The sequence below is a fragment of the Streptomyces sp. NPDC052101 genome (assembly GCF_040680235.1).
In the GTDB taxonomy this organism is placed as follows: Bacteria; Actinomycetota; Actinomycetes; order Streptomycetales; family Streptomycetaceae; genus Streptomyces.
This window is the reverse complement of sequence record NZ_JBFAWH010000003.1, coordinates 127,521-145,795: the sequence shown is the minus strand read 5'-3', so window position 1 is coordinate 145,795 and position 18,275 is coordinate 127,521. Positions and strand designations below refer to the sequence as shown.

Sequence of the window (18,275 nt, the reverse complement as noted above, 5' to 3'; positions counted from 1 at the left end):
TATATGGACACATAAGGTCTACACCACGCGAGTGGACTAGACCTCTCGCGGGTGGCCGGGCCACACTAGGGCCGTGGTGAGACATGTCATCGCCCTGGACGTGGGCGGTACCGGGATGAAGGCCGCGCTGGTCGGCGACGGCGGCGAGCTGCTCCACCGCGCCCGCCGCGCCACCGGACGCGAGCGTGGACCGGACGCGGTGGTCGGAACGATCCTCGACTTCGCCGCCGAGCTGCGCGCGTACGGTGCCGAGCGGTACGGCGCACCAGCCGTCGCCGCGGGCATCGCGGTCCCCGGCATCGTCGACGAGGAGCAGGGCGTCGCCTCCTACGCGGCCAACCTCGGCTGGCGAGACGTACCGCTGCGCGCGCTGCTCACGCAGCGGCTCGGCATCCCCGTCGCCCTCGGCCACGACGTGCGCACCGGCGGCCTCGCCGAGGGCCGGATCGGCGCGGGCAAGGGCGCCGACCGCTTCCTGTTCGTGCCGCTCGGCACCGGCATCGCGGGCGCCATCGGCATCGACGGCCGGGTGGAGGCGGGCGCGCACGGCTTCGCGGGCGAGATCGGGCACGTCGTCGTACGACCCGGCGGGGTCTCCTGCCCCTGCGGGCAGCGCGGCTGCCTGGAGCGGTACGCCTCCGCGTCCGCCGTCAGCGAGACCTGGGCGGCGGCCTCGGGAGACCCGGACGCGGACGCCGCCGACTGCGCCGAGGCCGTCGCGTCCGGCGACCCGAACGCCGTCCGGGTATGGCAGGAGGCGGTGGACGCGCTCGCGGACGGGCTGGTCACCGCGCTCACCCTGCTGGACCCGCGCACCCTGATCATCGGTGGCGGTCTCGCGGAGGCGGGGGAAGTGTTGTTCCAGCCCCTGCGGGACGCCGTCCGGCGGCGGGTCACCTTCCAGAAACTGCCGGCCATCGTCCCTGCGGCCCTGGGTGACACGGCCGGCTGCCTGGGCGCGGGCCTGCTGGCCCGCGACCTGCTCGACTCCACCGACCCTGACCCCGATCCCGACCCCGACTCCACCGACCCCTCGGAGGTAACCGCCTGATGGCTCCCAGCTTGGTTCTCACAGGTGCTCGGGTGGTGCTGCCCGGCGCAGTGGTGGACGACGGCCGCGTGTCCGTCGAGGGTACGAAGATCGCGGCCACGACCGCCGAGAACGCCGAGGTGATCGACGTCACCGGCCACTGGCTGGTGCCCGGCTTCGTCGACATCCACAACCACGGCGGCGGCGGAGCCTCCTTCTCCGGTACGGCGGACGACGTACTGAAGGCCATCCGTACGCACCGCCTGCACGGCACCACCACCCTCGTCGCCTCCACCGTCACCGACGAGATGGACCTGCTGGTGCGGCAGGCCGGGCTGCTGAGCGAGCTGTCCGAGCAGGGCGACATCGCGGGCATCCACTTCGAGGGGCCGTTCATCTCGCCGTGCCGCAAGGGCGCGCACTCCGAGGAACTGCTGCGCGACCCGGAGCCGGCCGAGGTGCGCAAGCTGATCGACGCGGCGCGCGGCAAGGCGAAGATGGTCACGCTCGCGACCGAGCTGCCGGGCGGCATCGACTCGGTACGGCTGCTCGCCGAGCACGGCGTGATCGCCGCGATCGGCCACACGGACGCCACCTACGAGCAGACGATCGAGGCCATCGACGCGGGCGCCACGGTCGCCACCCACCTCTTCAACGCGATGCCCACCCTCGGCCACCGCTCCCCCGGCCCGATCGCGGCCCTGCTGGAGGACGAGCGGGTGACGGTCGAGCTGATCAACGACGGCACGCACCTGCACCCCGCCGCCCTGGAGCTGGCGTTCCACCACGCGGGCGCCTCCCGCGTCGCCTTCATCACGGACGCGATGGACGCGGCCGGGATCGGCGACGGCCGCTACATGCTCGGCCCACTGGAGGTCGAGGTCAGCGAGGGGGTGGCCCGGCTGGTGGAGGGCGGCTCGATCGCGGGCTCCACGCTCACCCTGGACCGGGCGTTCAAGCGGGCGGTGACGGTCGACCGGCTGCCGGTGGAGGACGCGGTGGCCGCCCTGTCGGCCAACCCGGCCCGTCTGCTGGGCATGGCCGACCGCATCGGCTCCCTGGAACCCGGCAAGGACGCCGACCTGGTCCTGCTGGACGCCGCATTCGACCTCAAGGCCGTCATGCGGCAGGGCGAGTGGGTGATCGCCCCGCCCCAACTGGCCTGATCTGCCCGTCTTTTCCCTGAACGGCGGCCGACCCCTGACTGGGCCGGCCGCCGTCTCTTTGGCATGATCGAGGCCCCGGAAACCGATGCCGGGCGTATGGACTTCGAGGGAGGCCGGCCCGGGTGATCCTCACGGTCACGCTGAACACCGCTCTCGACCTCACCTATCGCGTGCGGTCGCTACGGCCGCACACCTCGCATCGGGTCACAGAGGTCATCGAGCGCCCCGGCGGCAAGGGCGTGAACGTGGCCCGGGTGCTGGCCGCACTGGGGCACGAGACGACGGTCACGGGGTTCGTGGGCGGCGCGACCGGGCGTGCGATACGCGACCGGCTGTCCGGCACCCCCGGGCTGACGGACGCGCTGGTCCCGGTCGCAGGGGCGACCCGCCGCACGATCGCGATCGTCGACGAACTCTCGGGTGACACCACCCAGTTGAACGAGCCGGGCCCGCAGATCGCGCCGACCGAGTGGGGCGCGTTCCTGGACCGCTACGAGGAACTGGTGCCCGGCGCCTCGGCGGTGGCCCTGTGCGGCAGCCTGCCGCCGGGCGTGCCGGTGGGGGCGTACGCGAACCTGGTCCGCGCGGCCCGCGCCCACGGCGTTTTCGTGTTGCTGGACACCAGCGGCGAACCCCTGCGCCGCGGGGTCGCCGCCCGCCCCGACCTCATCAAACCCAACGCCGACGAACTGGCCGAACTGACTGGCTCCCATGAGCCGTTGCGCGCCACCCAGGACGCCCGCCGCCGCGGCGCCCACGCGGTCGTCGCCTCCCTCGGCGCGGACGGCCTGCTCGCCGCCACCCCGCAGGGCCGCTGGCGCGCCGCCCCGCCGGCCCGCATCCACGGCAACCCGACCGGCGCGGGCGACTCGGCCGTCGCGGGCCTACTGTCGGGGCTTGTCGAGCGACTCCCCTGGCCGGAACGGCTGGCCCGCGCGGTCGCGTTGTCCGCGGCGACGGTACGGGCCCCGGCCGCCGGCGAGTTCGACCCGGCGGAGTACGAGGAGCTGCGGGGGCGGGTGGTGGTGGCCGGGGTGGTGAGCGCGGCTTAGCCCTTCAGCGTGTGCTGCCCCTGCTGGAGCCAGAACTGGTCGATCAGCGCGTTGCACTGGTCACCGGGCTGGCAGGAGACAGAGATCGTGTTGGAGCCCTTGTCGAGCGTGGGCCACACGTAGGTCGTGGTCCAGCCGTTGACGAAGTCGCCGTCCTTGGCGTGCGCGTAGTTCTTCAGCGGCAGCCCGGTGGCGAAGGGCTTGCCGTTGATGCTGACCGTCATCTTCTGGTCCTGACCGGGCACGCTGAAGTGCGCGAACAGGGTGTAGACACCGCCCGAGGGGACGTTGCCGACGGTCCAGGTGATGGAGGAGCCGACCTGGTTCAGGCCGCCCACGTAGGAGCCGTCGGAACTCTGCGCACCCTTGACGTCCGAGGCCTTCGTCGCGCCGCCGACCAGCTGGATGCCGCTGGCGGCCGCGTCGGTCTTCAGCTCGCCGCTCGCCGCCGAGCTGCTCCCCGACGGACTGGGGCTGTGGCTCTGGGACTGGGTCGGGGTGGTGTTGGCCTGGTTGTCGGTCTTCTTGTCGTCGTTGCCGTTGAGCATGGCGACGCTGATGCCTATGACGACCGCGGCGACCACGGCGATCGCGCCGATCAGCAGGCCCTTGGTGTTGGGGCCGCGGCGGCCGGGTGCGGGCTGCACCGGCTGGCGGCTGGTCGGGGCGCCGCCGGGCAGCGTCTCCGGGGCCTGGTAGTGGGCGTTCGGCTGGCCGTAGGCGCCCTGCTGCTGCGGAATCGTCGGCTGGCCGTACTGCGGCTGCTGGCCGTACTGACGCTCGCCGACCGCGCGCACCCTGCTGACCGAGCCCGGGTAGCCGTAACCGCCGGAGGGCGGCTGGGCGCCTCTGGCCTGGCCGTCGGCATACAGATAGCCGAACGGGTCGTCGTCCTCGGGCGTGCTCGGGCCGTTTTCGCCGGGCGTCATCCCTAGGTCTCCTCAGCGGGTGCGGGTGGATGCGATACAGGTCTGGAAGGGCGAGCCTACCCGCTCTGACAGAGCCAAACGGGTTACTCGAATCGCATCAAGTCCCTGACCTGCGGATCACCCGGCGCGCCGGTGCTGTTTGGGACGAGATCGTTTCTCTACGTACATACGCTCGTCGGCTGACTTCAACACTTCGTCCGCCGTCATGCCGCAGTGCGCCCACCCGATGCCGAAGCTGGCGCCCACCCGGACGGCCCGGCCCTCGGCCCGGATCGGCTGGATGATCTCGTTGCGCAGCCGTACGGCGAGGTCCTGGGCGTCGGCCCGGCCGAGGCCGTCGGCGAGGATCACGAACTCGTCGCCGCCGAGCCGGGCCACCGTGTCGCCGTCGCGGACCCCGCGGGACAGCCGCCGGGCCACCTCGATGAGGACCGCGTCGCCCGCGTTGTGCCCGAAGCGGTCGTTGATCGACTTGAAGCCGTCGAGGTCGCAGAAGAGGACCGCGAGGCCCTTGGTGCCGTCGTCGCGGTCGTCCTCGGGGGCGATCGTGTGGACGTGGTGGTCGAAGGTGTCGTACGACTCCGCGCCCGGCCGGAAGTCGAAGCCGTGGCCCGCGGGGGCGTCGAAGGCGGGGTGGCCGTAGGCCGCGTCCAGGGACTCCAGGTCGCCGGCCTGGGCCGGGCGCCGGCACAGCCGGGCCGCGAGGCGCGAGCGCAGTTCGGCGGAGTTGGGCAGGCCGGTGAGCGAGTCGTGGGAGGCGCGGTGGGCGAGCTGCAGCTCGCGGCGCTTGCGCTCCTCTATGTCCTCGACGTGGGTCAGGAGGAAGCGGGGGCCGTCGGCGGCGTCCGCCACGACGGAGTTGCGCAGGGACACCCAGACATAGGAGCCGTCCCGGCGGCCCAGACGCAACTCCGCGCGGCCGCCCTCCGCCGACGTTCGCAGCAGGGTGCCGATGTCCTCCGGGTGGACGAGGTCGGAGAAGGAGTAGCGGCGCATCGCGGAGGCGGGGCGGCCGAGGAGGCGGCACAGGGCGTCGTTGGTCCTGAGGATCCGGCCGTGCTGGTCACCGCCCATCTCGGCTATCGCCATGCCGGAGGGGGCGTACTCGAAGGCCTGCCGGAAGGATTCCTCGCTGGCGCGCAGGGCCTGCTGGTCGCGCTCCAGGCGGACCAGGGCGCGCTGCATGTTGGCCCGCAGCCGGGCGTTGCTGATCGCGATGGCGGCCTGGAAGGCGTACATCTGGAGGGCCTCGCGGCCCCAGGCGCCGGGGTGACGGCCGTTGCGCGGCCGGTCGACGGAGATGACCCCGAGCAGTTCGCCGCAGGAGCCGCCCTGCACGCCGGGCGTGTACATGGGGGCGAAGAGGCGGTCGGAGGGGTGCCACTCGTCCTCGAAGCGCGGGGCGGGGCCGTCGGTGTACCACTGGGGGACGTCGTCGTCGTCCAGCACCCAGCCCTCGGTGTGCGGTATGAAGATGAGGTCGCCCCAGCGGTCGCCCATGGTCAGCCGCCGTTCCCAGGACTCGCGGGAGCCGACCCGGCCGGTGATCAGGGCCTCGGCGGCGGAGTTCCCGGAGAACGCGGCGACGACGAGATCGCCGTCGGGGCGTACGAGGTTCACGCACGCCATCTCGTATCCGAGAGCGTTCACGGCACCGTCGGAGACGGTCTGCAGCGTGTCCGCCAGGCTGCGTGCCGTGTTCATGTCGGCCATGACCTGGTGCAGCTGCCGCAGGGACGCAAGACGGACATACGGCTCCGACTCGGTCTCCATGTTCGCCCTCCCCCCGAGACCTCGCAGCGAATCAAGGGTGCTCTTAACAGCCTCCCGCCACTGAATCACAGCGCGCTGCCCACTCGGTACACAGGGTCAACAATTCCTGCCCCTTGTGACTCAAGTCACAGGAGAACGTGAACAATTGAGTGGAGTTTCTGCGATTGGCCTGTGCGTTTCCTGAACGCAAGCTTTGCGGCCGTGCGCAGATGGTGCACGGAGTTGTCGCGCCATGGGGCATGCCTGAGCGCGCCGCTGGTGCTGGGGGTGGGCGGGCGGTTCCGCTGGTGGGCCTGGGGGCGCGCCAGGAGCGCGTTGGAGCGCGCCGGAGGCGAATGGGGGCGCGTCGGGGCGGATTCCGGCGTCCGGAGATCACGCCGGTGCGTCGGGGGCGTACGGGAGGGGTGGCGGGGGCGCCTCCGAACACGCCGGAGGCATGCGGGGATCGTCGCCGGGGGGGAGGCGTCGAGGCGGGCCAGAGACGTGTGGGGGTGGTGGCGTCGGAGCGGGTCGAAGGCGTGGGGCGGGGGCGCACCGGGGCGGGTCAAGCGTCCGAGGATCACGCCGGTGCGTCAGGGGCGTACGGGAGGCGTGCCGGGGCCACTTCCGAACGGGCCGGAGGCACGCGGAGATCACCGCCGAGGCGCGCTACTCGTCGGGGGTGGCCTCGACGCAGGCCGGAGGCGTGGCGGGGGCGCTTCGGGGCGGGTCACCCCCCCCCCCCCGTCGGGGCGGCGTCGAGGCGGGCCGGAGGCGTGCGCGGGTGGCATCGAAGCTGGCCGGAGGCGTGTGGGGGGGGGTGGCGTCGGAACGGGCCGGAGGCGTGGGGCGGGGGCGGTTCGGGGCGGGTCACCCGTCAGGGGCTGCGCCGAGGCGGGCCGAAGGCGTGGGGCGGGGCGCATCGGGGCCACCTCCAAACGGGCCGGAGCCACGCGGAGATCACCGCCGAGGCGCGCTACTCGTAGGGGGTGGCATCGACGGAGGCCGGAGGCGTCGGGCGGGGGCGGTTCGGGGCGGGTCACCCGTCAGGGGCTGCGCCGAGGCGGGCCGAAGGCGTGGGGCGGGGCGCGTCGAGGCGGGCCAGGCGTCCGGGGATCACGCCAGCGGACCGGAGGCGTGTGGGGGCTGGGGTACGTCGGGGCGGGGGGCTCGGGCCGTGGTCCTAGGACTTGGCTCGGGCGAAGGGCCGATGTGGTGCGTGCGGGGCGGAGACTAGCGTTTCGGGCGTGCTGAAGACTCCCTCACCCCCTGCCACCGCCGCTTCCGGGCATGCTGAGGGGGTGAGCAACGACGAGTTCAGGGCCGCGATGTCCCGACTGGCCGCCGGGGTCGTCCTGGTGACCGCGCAGGAGCCGCCGCTGGACCCGGACGACCCGGCCGCGCCGGGTATGGAGGACGTGGGCATGACCGCCACCGCCTTCATGTCGGTCTCCCTCGACCCCCCGCTGGTCCTGGTCAGCCTGCGCGAGGGCTCCCGCATGGACGACCTCCTCGACGAACAGCCCCTGTGGGCGGTGTCGGTGCTCGCCGAGAGCCAGCGGCACATCGCGGGCCGCTTCGCGATGAAGGGCCGGATCAGCGACCGGCTGCTCTTCGAGGACATCCCCTACGTCCGCGGCGAGGCCACCGGCGCCCCGCTGGTCGGCGGCGCGCTGGCCACGCTGGAGTGCCGCACCGAGCAGCGGGTGACGGCGGGCGACCACACCCTCGTCATCGGCCGCGTCCTGACCGCGCACGTCCCGAGCGTGGGGGGCGGCCCGCTGACGTACTTCCGCGGCCGGTACCGGCAGTTGGGCTGAGCCCTCCACGCGCCGTCAGCCGTCAAGGCGGGCCGTAGCCGCGTCAGGGCTGTGCGGGCTCGATGGTGAGCGCGGACAGGTCCGTCGGGTTCGTCAGGATGTCGATGGACGTGATGCGGTCGGCGACGAAGGTGAACGTCAGGACGCGCTCGACGCGACCGTCGGCGTACACGACCAGCCCGGTCGCGCCGTCCACCAGCGCGGGCCGCGCCACGCGCGCGAGATGGGCGAAGCTCTTCGCGCCGGAGGCGACCGCGGCCGCGCCGACCGTCGCACCGGCTTCGCCGCGCGCCACCACGTCCGGGTCGAGCACGGCCAGCAGCCCGTCGAAGTCACCGTCCCGCGCGGCCGCCAGAAACGCGTCGACGACCTCCCGCTGCCGGACCAGATCGGCCTTGGGCGCATCGGCCCCCCGCACCCGCCGACGCGCCCGGCTGGCCAGCTGCCGCGCGGCGGCCGGGGTGCGCCCGAGGACACCGCCGATCTCCTCGAACGGCACCCCGAACAGATCGTGCAGCACGAACGCCAGCCGCTCGGCCGGCGAGAGCGTGTCGAGGACCACGAGCAGGGCCGCCCCGACCGAGTCCGCGAGCACGGCGTCCTGAACCGGGTCCGGTTCGGCGGAGGGTCCCGGATGCCAGGTGTCCAGCGGCTGCTCGCCCCGGGAGCGGCGGGAGCGGAGCATGTCGAGGCAGACCCGGCCGACCACGGTCGTCAGCCAGCCGCCGAGGTTGCCCACCGCACGGGCGTCGGACCGGCTGAGCCGGAACCACGCCTCCTGCACCGCGTCCTCGGCCTCCGCGGCCGAGCCCAGCATCCGGTAGGCGACGGCCCCCAGGTGTCCCCGGTACGCCTCGAACCGCTCGGCGAGGAGAAGGAGATCGTCGTCGCGGTCGCGCTCGGTGTCGTTCATCGGGGGTCTCCGGCTTCTTCTGTCGCCCTCAGTGGTCCTCTGCCTCACTGACGAACGACGGGCCGGATGTGTGACGGGCCACCGGCGCGTCGGGGCATGCCCCGGTCACCCCCGGTCCCCCCGGCCATCACCAGTCATCCCCGGTCACGCCCAGTCCTGGCCGGAGCGGCCCCGCTTGGTCTGTGCCCGCTGCTTCTTCTCGCGCAGCCGGCGTTCGTTGATGCCGCGCGGGATCCGGGTCGCTCTGCGCGGCTTCGGCGGGGGCGCGCTGGCCTCGGCGAGGAGGGCGGCGAGGCGTACGGCGGCGGCCTCGCGGTTGCGCCACTGGGAGCGGTGCTCGGAGGCCCGGACGGACACCACGCCGTCGACGAGCCGGCCCGCGAGCCGCTCAAGGGCCCGCTCCTTCCACACCGGAGGCAACGCCTCGGTGCGGGCGAGGTCGAAGCGCAGCTCCACCTGCGAGTCGCTGGTGTTGACGTGTTGTCCGCCGGGCCCGGACGACCTGGAGAAACGCCACATCAGCTCGGCCTCGGGAAGCGAGACGGAGCCACGGATGACGTAAGGACCAGACATGCGTTCCATGTTCCCGGTCGTGGCCGGTTCCCGTCACCTGGATTTCCGGATTGGTAAAAAAGGTAAAGGGATCAGGAACCACCGGGACCCCTCTCGACGTTCTCCCCGGTGACGGTAGCTTCATCGGCACAGCTACACAGATATTCAAGGGAAGGGACTCCCAACATGGCTGTAAGCCTGTCCAAGGGTGGCAACGTCTCGCTCACCAAGGAGGCTCCGGGCCTGACCGCCGTCACCGTGGGCCTCGGCTGGGACGTCCGCACCACCACCGGCACGGACTTCGACCTGGACGCCTCCGCCATCGCGGTCAACCCGCAGGGCAAGGTCTACTCGGACGCGCACTTCGTCTTCTTCAACAACAAGCAGACCCCCGACAACTCCATCGTCCACACCGGTGACAACACCACCGGCCAGGGCGAGGGCGACGACGAGGCGATCAACGTCAACCTGGCCGCCCTCCCGGCCGACATCGACAAGGTCGTCTTCCCGGTCTCCATCTACGACGCCGAGAACCGCGGCCAGAACTTCGGCCAGGTCCGCAACGCCTACATCCGCATCGTGAACCAGGCCGGCGGCGCCGAGATCGCCCGCTACGACCTCTCCGAGGACGCCGCCACCGAGACGGCCATGGTCTTCGGCGAGCTGTACCGCAACGGCGCGGAGTGGAAGTTCCGCGCCGTGGGCCAGGGTTACGCCTCGGGCCTGGTCGGCATCGCCCAGGACTTCGGTGTGAACGTCTGACACGCGCTGCGCCGGGCTTCGGCCGCACAAGCCCCTGGCTCAGGTGAGCCGCAGCCGCCGGCTGCGGTGGGCCACGGCCAGGGGCTTGTGGCCCACCGCGCCCGGGGCTTGCGGGGCCGCGGCGGCAGAAAAGCGGCAGAAACGCCGTAGAAAACCGGGGGAGGGCGACAGCGTCTCGCGGATAGCTTGCCCCCGTGATCCTCGAACCCCTGTCCCCCGGCCGGGACCTGCCGCCCCCACTGCTGGCCGAACTCACCGCGCTCTACGCGTCCAACCGCGAGTTCCACCGGCTCAGCGGCGACTTCCCCGACCCGGACGACGTACGTCCCGAGCAGGTCGCGGCCACGCTGGCCGAGGACCTGGCCGTGCCGGGCGCCGAGGTGCTGCTCGCCCGCACGGAGCAGGGACGCCTCGTCGGACTCGCGGGCACGCTGGCCCATCATCCCGACCCCGCCGACCCGGACCCATGGATCGGGCTGCTGATGGTGGACGCGGCCGAGCACGGGAAGGGGCACGGCCGTGCCCTCGCCCGGCTCGTCGAGGACCGGTTCCGCGCACAGGGCCGCCGCAGCGCCGTGCGGCTCGCGGTCCTCGCCAACAACCCCAAGGCCCTGGCCTTCTGGACCGCCCTCGGCTACGAGACGATCGACCACCGCCCCGACCGGGCGCACGGCCGCCCCTGTGCCGTGCTGCGCAAGGCGCTGGGCGAGGCGTCGCGCACACCGCGGAAGGCGGCCCGGATCGCCGTCGTGGACCCAAAGGGCGCGGTGCTGCTCCTCCGGTACGACAACGTCGAGGTCGGCGTCCACTGGGCCCTGCCCGGCGGTGGCCTGGAGGCCGGCGAGTCCCCGCGCGAGGGCGCCCTGCGGGAGCTGGCCGAGGAGACCGGCTGGACCGACCTGGAACCGGGCCCGCTGCTGTGCACCTGGGAGCACGACTTCACCCACAGCGGCGTTCCCGTCCGCCAGCATGAGCATGTCTACGTCACCCGCGGCCCGCGCCGGGACCCCGCCGGCCCGCAGCCGACCGCGACCCATGGCGCCGAAGGCATCCTCGGCCGGCGCTGGTGGACGAGACGGGAACTGGCCGCCGCACCCGAGCCGGTCTGGCCACCGGCGCTCTCGCGGCTGCTGGACGCGTGGGAGAGCTGAGCGCGCGGCGGGCGTGAACGGCGTCGCCGGCCGGGTGCTCCCCCGCTGCCCGGCACGGCCCGTGCCCGCGGTCAGGGATGGGCCGGCTTGCCGTCTCCGTACAGCCAGTCCTTCCAGATCTCGCTGAAGTCGTGGTTCGGGTCCTTCTTCTCCACGTACGCGGTGAAGTCGGCGGTGTTCGCGCTGCCGTGGCGGCGGGCGGCGGCCCAGCCCTGGATGATGTCGTAGAAGGTGTCGTCGCCGACCTTCTGCCGGATCTTCTGCAGGACCATCGCGCCACGCTGGTAGACGGGGCTGTCGGAGATATGGGCGGCGCTCGTGGGTTTCGCCGGCGGGTAGGCCCAGATGGCCTCGTTGTCGCCGTCGTAGAGGTCCTGGAAGGTCTGCTGGGCGCTCTTGCCGCCGTGGTCCTCCTGGTACAGCCACTCCGCATAGGTGGCGAAGCCCTCGTTGAGCCACATGTCCTGCCAGGACTTGGGGGTGACCGAGTCGCCGTACCACTGGTGGGCGAGTTCGTGCACGACGGTGGTGGTCTCGAACTCGTCGGCGGGGAAGACGGGCCGGTTCTGGGTCTCCAGGGCGTAGCCCTCGTCGCCCGGGCGGGTGACGATCGCGCCGGCGGAGGAGAACGGGTACGGGCCGAAGTTGATCTCCTCCCAGGCGATGATGTCGGGGATCTTCGCCAGCGTCTCCTTGCTGTCCTCCGCCTGGGTGGCGTCGACAGCGGTGAGGATCGGCAGTCCGTGCGGGCCGGTCGTGCGTCTGATGTCGAAGTGGCCGATGGCGACCGTGGCGAGATAGCTCGCCATGGGCTGGGCGGTGTGCCAGTGGTAGGCCGTGCGGCCGTCCTTGGTGGACTGGTCCGCCAACTCCCCGTTGGAGACGGCCTGGAAGCCCTTGGGGACGGTGACGGTCACGTCGTAGGACGCCTTGTCGGAGGGGTGGTTGTTGCTGGGGAACCAGGCCATGGAGCCGACGGGTTCGCCGAGGCCCACGGCGCCGTCGGCGGTGGGCAGCCAGCCCTCCTTCGAGCCGTCGGGGTCGGTGAGGGTCTGCGGGGTGCCCGAGTAGCGGACGGTGGTGCTGAACGTCTCGCCCTTGCTCAGGTCGTCGTGCGGGCGCACGGTCAGCTCCTGCCCGGCCCGCTCGAAGAGGGCCTGCTTGCCCTCGACGGTGACCGAGTCGACGTGCAGCCCGGCGAGGTCGAGATTGAAGGCGGACAGATCCTGGGTGGCGCGGGCGGTGATGACGGCCGTGCCGGTGAGACGGCGGCCGGCGGGGGTGTAGTCCAGGGTGAGGTCGTAGTGCCCGACGTCATAGCCGCCGTTGCCGGCCTTCGGGAAGTACGGGTCGTGTACGCCGGAGCTGCCCGGGGTGCCGTGCACACCGCCGTCGCACGCGGTGAGGGCGAGGGCGAGCAGGGCCGCGGTGGCCGGGACAAGGCGTACCGATCTGGACATGTCAGTGATCTTATGTGTCGGGGTTTCCGCACACGCGTGTCACCATCTCTTACGTGCTCGACATCGGCTACGCCCTCTCCAATCGGTTCCCGGACCCCCCGCAGACCGACTACCGCCGCGCGGACGTCCATGCGCTGCGCCACGACCTGTTCTGCGGTGACGTGTATCTCGCGGACACCAAGACGGACCGGGAGCTGTCCACAGCCTGGGGATGGGTGCCGGTGCTGGACTTCGCATGGGCGCTGTGCGACATCGTGGAGCGCCTGGACCGGGACCCGATGGGCTCCCGCGCCGCCCGGCCGCAGCGGGCGGAACTGGACTTCACCGAGTCCACGGACCGGATGCTCTTCGAGCGCCGCTTCGGCTGGGTGGACATCACCGCCGACTGGGCGCCGGCCGAGGAGTCCCCGCTGTCCTTCTCCCACACCGAACTGCGCCGCGAGGCCCGCGACTTCCTGCACGACCTGATCGCCGACCTCACCGACCTGCACGAGGACCTGTCGGAGAACCCGGCCGTCTGGACACTGCAGGCCCGCTTTCCCCGCCTCCCCTGACGGTCAGCCCTCCACCCGGATCCCCAGCTCCGCCGCCAACGCCGGTGCGAGATCCAGCAGTTGCCCCGTGCTGATCACCGCCCCCGACAGCCGGTCCAGCCCCCGCACGATCTCCAGCGGAGCGGCCCCGCGCAGGTCCACGTCCGTCAGCGTGGCGCTGCCGAAGTCGGCCTCTCTCAGCGCGCAGTCGACGAACTCCACCCGCTCCAGGCTCGCGCCCGCGAAGTCCGGCTCGACCAGGACGCAGGACTCGAACACGACGTCCTTCAGGCGGGCCTCCCGCAGGTTCAGACAGTCGATCTTGCCGCCGCGCACCACGACCCGCTCCAGGACGGCGCCGTGCAGCTGCGTGCCGCCCAGCCGGGCGTCGATCAGCTCGACGTCCCGGAACGTGGACTCGGCGAGATGCGTGCCCACTCCGCGCAGCCCTGTCAGGACCGAGTCCAGCACTCTGGCCCGGCCCAGCGCCGTACCGTCCAGCGCGCAGCCCGTCAGCGCGCAGTCCATGAACCGGGCGCCCACGCCGTCCTGCCCGGTCAGGTCGGCATCCCGGAAGTCCAGCCCGTCGTAGTCCCCGTCCGGCCGCAACTCCCGCTCGGACCACGGCTCCAGGGGCGGCAGCCGCAGCTCCGGCCGTCGCGCGCCCTTCGTCCCTGCCCGGCCCGCCGCACGGCCGCCCGTCGCTCTCCTCGCCATGCCCCCATGCTGCACCCCACCACTGACAACCGCCCTGACCTGGGAAAACCCAGGGGATGTCACATTCCGGGCCCGCCCCACGGTCGTAGTCACGAACCAGCCGCGGCCACGCGGCAGGGCAACCGAACCGAGGGAGAGCCCAGCCCATGCAGCACATCACCGTCATCGGCGGCGGCTTCGCCGGACTCACCGCCGCGATCACCGCCGCCGAGGCAGGCGCCGACGTCACCCTGCACGAGGCCCACCACACCCTGGGCGGCCGCGCCCGGACCGCCGAAGGGCCGTACCGCACCAACGAGGGCCCGCACGCCCTCTACAACGGCGGCCCGCACTGGGCCTGGCTCAAGCAGCGCGGCCTCATCGGCCCGCTCGCCCCGATCCCGCCCCTGGACGCGGCCCGGCTGCGACTGCGCCACCACGGCACCCTGCGCCGCACCCCGCCCTTCGGGATGCTGAAGCTGCTGCGCCCCGGCGTCCGGCAGGCCCCCGTCGACGCCGACTTCCTGAGCTGGGCGACCGGTGTCGCAGGCGAGGAGGGCGCCCGCGCCGCCGCGCACTACGCCGCCGTCGCCCTCTTCCACCACGACCCGGGGGCCCTGTCCGCCGCGTTCGTGCAGGAACGCCTGCGCCGGGCCACCAAGCTGCCGCCGGAGGCGCACTACCTGGTCGGCGGCTGGGGTCCGCTGATCGACCGGATGGCCGCACGGGCCTGGAACCTGGGCGTCAGGGTCGAGACGTGCTCCCGCGTCGGCGAGCTGCCCACCGACACACCCGTCGTCGTCGCCACCTCACTGCCCGCCGCCCGCCGGCTGCTCGGCGACACCTCGCTGACCTGGCCGAGCGGCCGTACCGTCCTGCTCGACCTCGCCGTGAAGGCCCGCCGCGGCGACCCGTTCATCCTGTCCGACCTCGACGCCACCGGCTGGATCGAGCGCTGCACGGCGCCGGACCGGTCCCTCGCGCCGGCCGGGGAGCAGCTGATCCAGGCGCAGCTCCCGATCGGGCCCGGCCAGACCCGCGCCGACGGGCTGGCCCGCGCCGAGGAGCTGCTCGACCTGGGATTCCGGGACTGGCGGGAGCGGCTGACCTGGCGGCGGGAGGCCGTGGCGGACGGCCGTACCGGGGCCGTGGACCTGCCGGGCAGCAGCTGGCGGGACCGGCCCGCCGTCGACCAGGGCGACGGGGTCTATCTCGCGGGCGACTCGGTGGCGGCGCCGGGTGTGCTGTCGGAGGTGTCCTTCAACAGCGCGGTCACGGCGGTGTCCCTGATCCTCGGCCGGCCCGCGCTTGACCTCAAGCATGCTTGAGGTCGGAGGGTGGGCGTGCACGCGACAGCCGCGCGCACGACCGTCGTCCTCCAGGGGGAGCGCATGCACGCCGTCCGTCTGTACGCCTTCGGCCCCGCCGAGAACCTGACCTACGAGCGGACCGAGGACCCGGTGCCCGGCCCGGGCCAGGTGCGGATCGCGGTCGCCGCGGCCGGGGTGCACCTGCTCGACGCCGCCCTGCGCGCGGGGCACCAGGGCCCGCTGCCCGAGCGGCCCGCCCTGCCCACCGTGCCCGGCCGGGAGGTCGCCGGGGTCGTGGACGCGCTCGGCGACGGTGTCGAGAGACTGTGGCTGGGCCGGCGGGTCGTGGCCCACCTCGGCTTCGCGCCCGGAGGCTACGCCGAACTCGCCGTCACCGGCGTCGACCGCGTGCACGAGATCCCGCGGAACCTGGACTTCGCCGAAGCGGTCGCCATGATCGGCACCGGGCGTACGGCGCTCGGCATCGTCGGGTTCGCCGAGCCGGGACCGGACGACGTGGTCGTCGTACCGGCCGCCGCGGGCGGCATCGGCACCCTGCTCGTGCAGTACGCCAAGAACGCCGGCGCCACCGTCGTCGGACTCGCGGGCGGCGCCGCGAAGACCGCCCGGGTCCGGGCGGCCGGCGCCGATCTCGCCCTCGACTACACCGACCCGGCCTGGCCCGCGAAGGTCCGCGCCCACCTCGGCGAACGGGACGCCACGCTCGTCTACGACGGCGTCGGCGGCGAGGTGGCCCGGCAGGCCGTCGCCCTGCTCGGCCCCGGCGGGCGGCACCTGGTCTTCGGCTGGTCCGCGGAGGGCATCGGCGAGGGCCAGGGCCATGTCGTCCAGGGCGTCTCCGAGTCGGTGCTCGGCCCGGAGATGCTCCGCAGGGCGGGCGGCCTGCGCGCCCTGGAACTGCGCGCGCTCGCCGAGGCCGCCCACGGCCGGCTGCGCCCGGCCGTCACCCGCTTCCCGCTCGCGCAGGCCGCCGCCGCACACCGCGCGCTCGAAAACAGGGGTACGACCGGAAAGGTGGTGCTGGAGCCCTGACGCGACAGCGCAGACGTGACCAGCAGCACGGATCAGTGACCTGAACCCAGTGCCGCCAGCGCCCCGTCCGTGAGGCGGTACACCGTCCACTCGTCCTGCGGACGCGCACCCAGCGCCTCGTAGAAACCGATGGCCGGCCGGTTCCAGTCCAGCACCGACCACTCCAGGCGCTCATAGCCCCGCTCCGCACAGATCCGCGCCAGCTCCGTCAGCAGCGCGCGCCCGTGGCCGCCGCCGCGCGCGCTCGGCCGGACGTACAGATCCTCCAGATAGATCCCGTGCACCCCGCGCCACGTCGAGAAGTTCAGGAACCACAGCGCGAACCCGACGGGCTCACCGCTGCCGTCGTCCACCGCCATGTGCGCGAAAGCGGCCGGCCGCGCCCCGAACAACGCCTCCCGCAACTGGTCCTCGCTCGCCCGTGCCTGCTCGGGCTCCTTCTCGTACTCGGCCAGCTCACGGATCAGGGCGTGGATGACGGGGATGTCGGCAAGTGTCGCGGTACGAATCATGCGCCGAGGCTAACCGCGCAGCCGGCGGGCGATCTCCAACTGCCGTTCCTCGACCGGCAGGCCGTCCTCCACGTCCCACAACGCGTTCTGCAGAAACCGGCCCAGCGTCCAGGCCCGGGCCCGCTCCCGGTCCAGACCGAGGACCTCCGTCATGGCGTCGAAGCGCGGGCGGACCTCGGCCGCATCGAAACGGTTGTACAGCGCCGGCCACAGCTCGAAACCGGGGTCGCCGGCCAGCGGCTTGGGATCGATGGCCAGCCAGTCGGCACGCCCGGCCGCGAGAACGTTCTCGAAATGCAGGTCCCAGTGCAGCAACCGGTCACCGGGCTCGGCCACGACCTCCCGCACCGCGGCCGCGCAGTCCGCGACCAGACGACGGACCACCGGGTCGGCGATGCGCTCCAGCGTCCGAGGAGTCCGCTCCAGCATGGCCCCGGCGATGTCACCGAGCCGGCGCATGCCCGGCGGCGCCGCGCGGGACGTCAGCCCGGCCAGCAGCCGCGCGATCACCACGACGGCCGCACGGGTGTCCGGCACGGCGGACAGCATCCGGGACGCGTCCAGCCGCTCCAGAAGCATCGTGCCCGTCGCCGGGTCATGGTCCAGGAGCCGCACGGCTCCGGCACCGTCCCACACCCGCAACGCGACGGGCTCGCCCTCGCTCTCCTCGTCCGGCAGCTGGAGCTTGAGCACGGCGGGGCCGCCGTCGGCACGGACCACCGGCAGGACCAGCGCGCTGACCCCGTTCATGGCCGGCCCGTCCAGCCGCAACCGCCAGCGGTCCAGGAAGGCGGCCGCGAGATCCGGCAGCCCGGCGACGAAGGCCCGGCCCGCCGCGCCGTTGTACCTCTCCTGCGCCTCGGCGAGGTCGCCGGGAATGTCAATCACACACCGGACGATACCGGCGTGCGTGAATCGGTTCATGCGAAAAAACCGGGGCCTCAGCGCCGTGTGGGCGTACATCCGCAGCGCCCCCGGCACCTACGTATGGCTGGCGGTCCTCTTCGTGACGACCGTCGCGCTGCACCAGATGTCGCCGGAGTTCGAGCAGCACTTCCTGCGCCAGCGCTCGACCAACATCCATGAGCTGTCACGCAACCCGGTACGCGTCCTCGTCGCCAGCGCGATGTGGATCGACAACGGCCACTGGCTCCCCTACGCCGTGCTCTACAGCGTTTTCCACGCACCGGCCGAACGCTGGCTCGGCACGGCCCGCTGGCTCGCGGTGTGCGGACTCGCACACATCCTGGCCTCACTCCTCAGCGAACTGGCCCTCCTGATGGCGATCCGCGACGGCATGGCCCACCACTCCACCATCAACACCCTTGACATCGGCGTGAGTTACGCACTGGCCGGAGTCATCGGCGTACTCACCTACCGGATCACCCCGCCCTGGCGATACGCCTACCTGCTGGCCGTACTGCTCTTCTTCGGACTGCCGCTGACCGAGGGACCGACCTTCACCGACCTCGGCCACTTCCTCTCCGTACTCATCGGCCTCGCCTGCTATCCGCTGGCCAGAGGCCGCGGAAAAGCATGGAATCCGAAGGAGACACTGGCCACCCTCAGGGGTTAACGTCCCGG

18 protein-coding genes are annotated in these 18,275 nt (G+C 72.6%); 10 read left to right on the top strand and 8 right to left on the bottom strand.

Annotation, left to right across the window (positions count from 1 at the left end; genetic code table 11):
• Nucleotides 1-76 precede the first annotated feature (76 nt).
• The 3 genes from AB0L75_RS07900 to AB0L75_RS07890 all read left to right on the top strand — a co-directional run bounded on the left by AB0L75_RS07900 (nucleotide 77) and on the right by AB0L75_RS07890 (nucleotide 3,248).
• Nucleotides 77-1,051 carry an ROK family protein gene (locus tag AB0L75_RS07900; protein WP_365178039.1) on the top strand — a complete coding sequence of 325 codons (975 nt, stop codon included), beginning with the start codon at nucleotides 77-79 and terminating at the stop codon, nucleotides 1,049-1,051.
• Nucleotides 1,051-2,196: an N-acetylglucosamine-6-phosphate deacetylase gene (nagA, locus tag AB0L75_RS07895; RefSeq protein ID WP_365176842.1), complete on the top strand. Its 1,146-nt coding sequence runs from the start codon at nucleotides 1,051-1,053 to the stop codon at nucleotides 2,194-2,196. The genes AB0L75_RS07900 and nagA overlap by 1 nt, the downstream gene beginning before the upstream one ends.
• Before the next feature lie 122 nt (nucleotides 2,197-2,318).
• Nucleotides 2,319-3,248 carry a 1-phosphofructokinase family hexose kinase gene (locus tag AB0L75_RS07890; protein ID WP_365176839.1) on the top strand — a complete coding sequence of 310 codons (930 nt, stop codon included), beginning with the start codon at nucleotides 2,319-2,321 and terminating at the stop codon, nucleotides 3,246-3,248.
• On the opposite strand, the gene AB0L75_RS07885 is transcribed toward AB0L75_RS07890, so the two are convergent.
• Both AB0L75_RS07885 and cdgB read right to left on the bottom strand, forming a co-directional pair.
• The gene (locus tag AB0L75_RS07885) at nucleotides 3,245-4,177 is read right to left on the bottom strand and encodes a carbohydrate-binding protein (RefSeq protein WP_365176836.1); all 933 of its coding nucleotides are present in this window, start codon (nucleotides 4,175-4,177) and stop codon (nucleotides 3,245-3,247) included. The two genes, AB0L75_RS07890 and AB0L75_RS07885, sit on opposite strands and share 4 nt — an antisense overlap.
• Before the next feature lie 117 nt (nucleotides 4,178-4,294).
• Nucleotides 4,295-5,950, bottom strand: a complete 1,656-nt coding sequence (gene cdgB / locus AB0L75_RS07880; RefSeq protein ID WP_365176833.1) for a diguanylate cyclase CdgB — start codon at nucleotides 5,948-5,950, stop codon at nucleotides 4,295-4,297.
• Between the two features lie 1,280 nt (nucleotides 5,951-7,230).
• On the opposite strand from cdgB, the gene AB0L75_RS07875 reads away from it, so the two are divergent.
• The gene (locus AB0L75_RS07875; RefSeq protein ID WP_365176830.1) at nucleotides 7,231-7,749 is read left to right on the top strand and encodes a flavin reductase family protein; all 519 of its coding nucleotides are present in this window, start codon (nucleotides 7,231-7,233) and stop codon (nucleotides 7,747-7,749) included.
• A gap of 43 nt (nucleotides 7,750-7,792) precedes the next feature.
• Here AB0L75_RS07875 and AB0L75_RS07870 read toward each other — a convergent pair whose 3' ends face one another.
• On the bottom strand, nucleotides 7,793-8,662 hold the full coding sequence (locus AB0L75_RS07870) for a sigma-70 family RNA polymerase sigma factor (protein WP_365176827.1): 870 nt from the start codon (nucleotides 8,660-8,662) through the stop codon (nucleotides 7,793-7,795).
• A 144-nt stretch (nucleotides 8,663-8,806) separates the two neighbouring features.
• Nucleotides 8,807-9,244, bottom strand: a complete 438-nt coding sequence (gene arfB, locus AB0L75_RS07865; RefSeq protein ID WP_365176824.1) for an alternative ribosome rescue aminoacyl-tRNA hydrolase ArfB — start codon at nucleotides 9,242-9,244, stop codon at nucleotides 8,807-8,809.
• A 156-nt stretch (nucleotides 9,245-9,400) separates the two neighbouring features.
• Here arfB and AB0L75_RS07860 point away from each other — a divergent pair, with 156 nt between their 5' ends.
• Both AB0L75_RS07860 and AB0L75_RS07855 read left to right on the top strand, forming a co-directional pair.
• Nucleotides 9,401-9,976 (top strand): TerD family protein, encoded by a 576-nt coding sequence (locus AB0L75_RS07860; protein ID WP_365176821.1) that lies wholly within the window; start codon nucleotides 9,401-9,403, stop codon nucleotides 9,974-9,976.
• A gap of 194 nt (nucleotides 9,977-10,170) precedes the next feature.
• On the top strand, nucleotides 10,171-11,127 hold the full coding sequence (locus tag AB0L75_RS07855) for a bifunctional GNAT family N-acetyltransferase/NUDIX hydrolase (RefSeq protein WP_365176819.1): 957 nt from the start codon (nucleotides 10,171-10,173) through the stop codon (nucleotides 11,125-11,127).
• Nucleotides 11,128-11,198: 71 nt separating this feature from the next.
• On the opposite strand, the gene AB0L75_RS07850 is transcribed toward AB0L75_RS07855, so the two are convergent.
• On the bottom strand, nucleotides 11,199-12,587 hold the full coding sequence (locus tag AB0L75_RS07850) for a M1 family metallopeptidase (RefSeq protein ID WP_365176816.1): 1,389 nt from the start codon (nucleotides 12,585-12,587) through the stop codon (nucleotides 11,199-11,201).
• Nucleotides 12,588-12,640: 53 nt separating this feature from the next.
• Here AB0L75_RS07850 and AB0L75_RS07845 point away from each other — a divergent pair, with 53 nt between their 5' ends.
• A complete protein-coding gene (locus AB0L75_RS07845; protein WP_365176813.1) occupies nucleotides 12,641-13,141 on the top strand; it encodes a hypothetical protein in 501 nt (166 codons plus the stop codon).
• A 3-nt stretch (nucleotides 13,142-13,144) separates the two neighbouring features.
• On the opposite strand, the gene AB0L75_RS07840 is transcribed toward AB0L75_RS07845, so the two are convergent.
• Nucleotides 13,145-13,837: a pentapeptide repeat-containing protein gene (locus AB0L75_RS07840; protein ID WP_365176810.1), complete on the bottom strand. Its 693-nt coding sequence runs from the start codon at nucleotides 13,835-13,837 to the stop codon at nucleotides 13,145-13,147.
• Between the two features lie 146 nt (nucleotides 13,838-13,983).
• Between AB0L75_RS07840 and AB0L75_RS07835 the strand changes: the two genes are divergently transcribed.
• Together AB0L75_RS07835 and AB0L75_RS07830 are read left to right on the top strand one after the other, a co-directional pair.
• Nucleotides 13,984-15,144 carry an FAD-dependent oxidoreductase gene (locus AB0L75_RS07835; protein ID WP_365176807.1) on the top strand — a complete coding sequence of 387 codons (1,161 nt, stop codon included), beginning with the start codon at nucleotides 13,984-13,986 and terminating at the stop codon, nucleotides 15,142-15,144.
• Nucleotides 15,145-15,207: 63 nt separating this feature from the next.
• Nucleotides 15,208-16,179 carry a zinc-binding dehydrogenase gene (locus AB0L75_RS07830; RefSeq protein ID WP_365178036.1) on the top strand — a complete coding sequence of 324 codons (972 nt, stop codon included), beginning with the start codon at nucleotides 15,208-15,210 and terminating at the stop codon, nucleotides 16,177-16,179.
• Between the two features lie 32 nt (nucleotides 16,180-16,211).
• On the opposite strand, the gene AB0L75_RS07825 is transcribed toward AB0L75_RS07830, so the two are convergent.
• Together AB0L75_RS07825 and AB0L75_RS07820 are read right to left on the bottom strand one after the other, a co-directional pair.
• Nucleotides 16,212-16,691 (bottom strand): GNAT family N-acetyltransferase, encoded by a 480-nt coding sequence (locus tag AB0L75_RS07825; protein WP_365176804.1) that lies wholly within the window; start codon nucleotides 16,689-16,691, stop codon nucleotides 16,212-16,214.
• A gap of 9 nt (nucleotides 16,692-16,700) precedes the next feature.
• Nucleotides 16,701-17,579 carry an aminoglycoside phosphotransferase family protein gene (locus AB0L75_RS07820; RefSeq protein ID WP_365176801.1) on the bottom strand — a complete coding sequence of 293 codons (879 nt, stop codon included), beginning with the start codon at nucleotides 17,577-17,579 and terminating at the stop codon, nucleotides 16,701-16,703.
• A gap of 34 nt (nucleotides 17,580-17,613) precedes the next feature.
• Here AB0L75_RS07820 and AB0L75_RS07815 point away from each other — a divergent pair, with 34 nt between their 5' ends.
• Nucleotides 17,614-18,267 carry a rhomboid-like protein gene (locus tag AB0L75_RS07815; protein WP_365176798.1) on the top strand — a complete coding sequence of 218 codons (654 nt, stop codon included), beginning with the start codon at nucleotides 17,614-17,616 and terminating at the stop codon, nucleotides 18,265-18,267.
• Nucleotides 18,268-18,275: the final 8 nt, after the last annotated feature.

Bases quoted from the DNA above. Each gene is read 5' to 3' on its own strand.
- nagA (WP_365176842.1), top strand. From the start codon at position 1,051: ATGGCTCCCAGCTTGGTTCTCACAGGTGCTCGGGTGGTGCTGCCCGGC.
- AB0L75_RS07885 (WP_365176836.1), bottom strand. From the start codon at position 4,177: ATGACGCCCGGCGAAAACGGCCCGAGCACGCCCGAGGACGACGACCCG.
- cdgB (WP_365176833.1), bottom strand. From the start codon at position 5,950: ATGGAGACCGAGTCGGAGCCGTATGTCCGTCTTGCGTCCCTGCGGCAG.
- AB0L75_RS07870 (WP_365176827.1), bottom strand. From the start codon at position 8,662: ATGAACGACACCGAGCGCGACCGCGACGACGATCTCCTTCTCCTCGCC.
- arfB (WP_365176824.1), bottom strand. From the start codon at position 9,244: ATGGAACGCATGTCTGGTCCTTACGTCATCCGTGGCTCCGTCTCGCTT.
- AB0L75_RS07860 (WP_365176821.1), top strand. From the start codon at position 9,401: ATGGCTGTAAGCCTGTCCAAGGGTGGCAACGTCTCGCTCACCAAGGAG.
- AB0L75_RS07850 (WP_365176816.1), bottom strand. From the start codon at position 12,587: ATGTCCAGATCGGTACGCCTTGTCCCGGCCACCGCGGCCCTGCTCGCC.
- AB0L75_RS07840 (WP_365176810.1), bottom strand. From the start codon at position 13,837: ATGGCGAGGAGAGCGACGGGCGGCCGTGCGGCGGGCCGGGCAGGGACG.
- AB0L75_RS07835 (WP_365176807.1), top strand. From the start codon at position 13,984: ATGCAGCACATCACCGTCATCGGCGGCGGCTTCGCCGGACTCACCGCC.
- AB0L75_RS07830 (WP_365178036.1), top strand. From the start codon at position 15,208: ATGCACGCCGTCCGTCTGTACGCCTTCGGCCCCGCCGAGAACCTGACC.
- AB0L75_RS07825 (WP_365176804.1), bottom strand. From the start codon at position 16,691: ATGATTCGTACCGCGACACTTGCCGACATCCCCGTCATCCACGCCCTG.
- AB0L75_RS07815 (WP_365176798.1), top strand. From the start codon at position 17,614: ATGCGAAAAAACCGGGGCCTCAGCGCCGTGTGGGCGTACATCCGCAGC.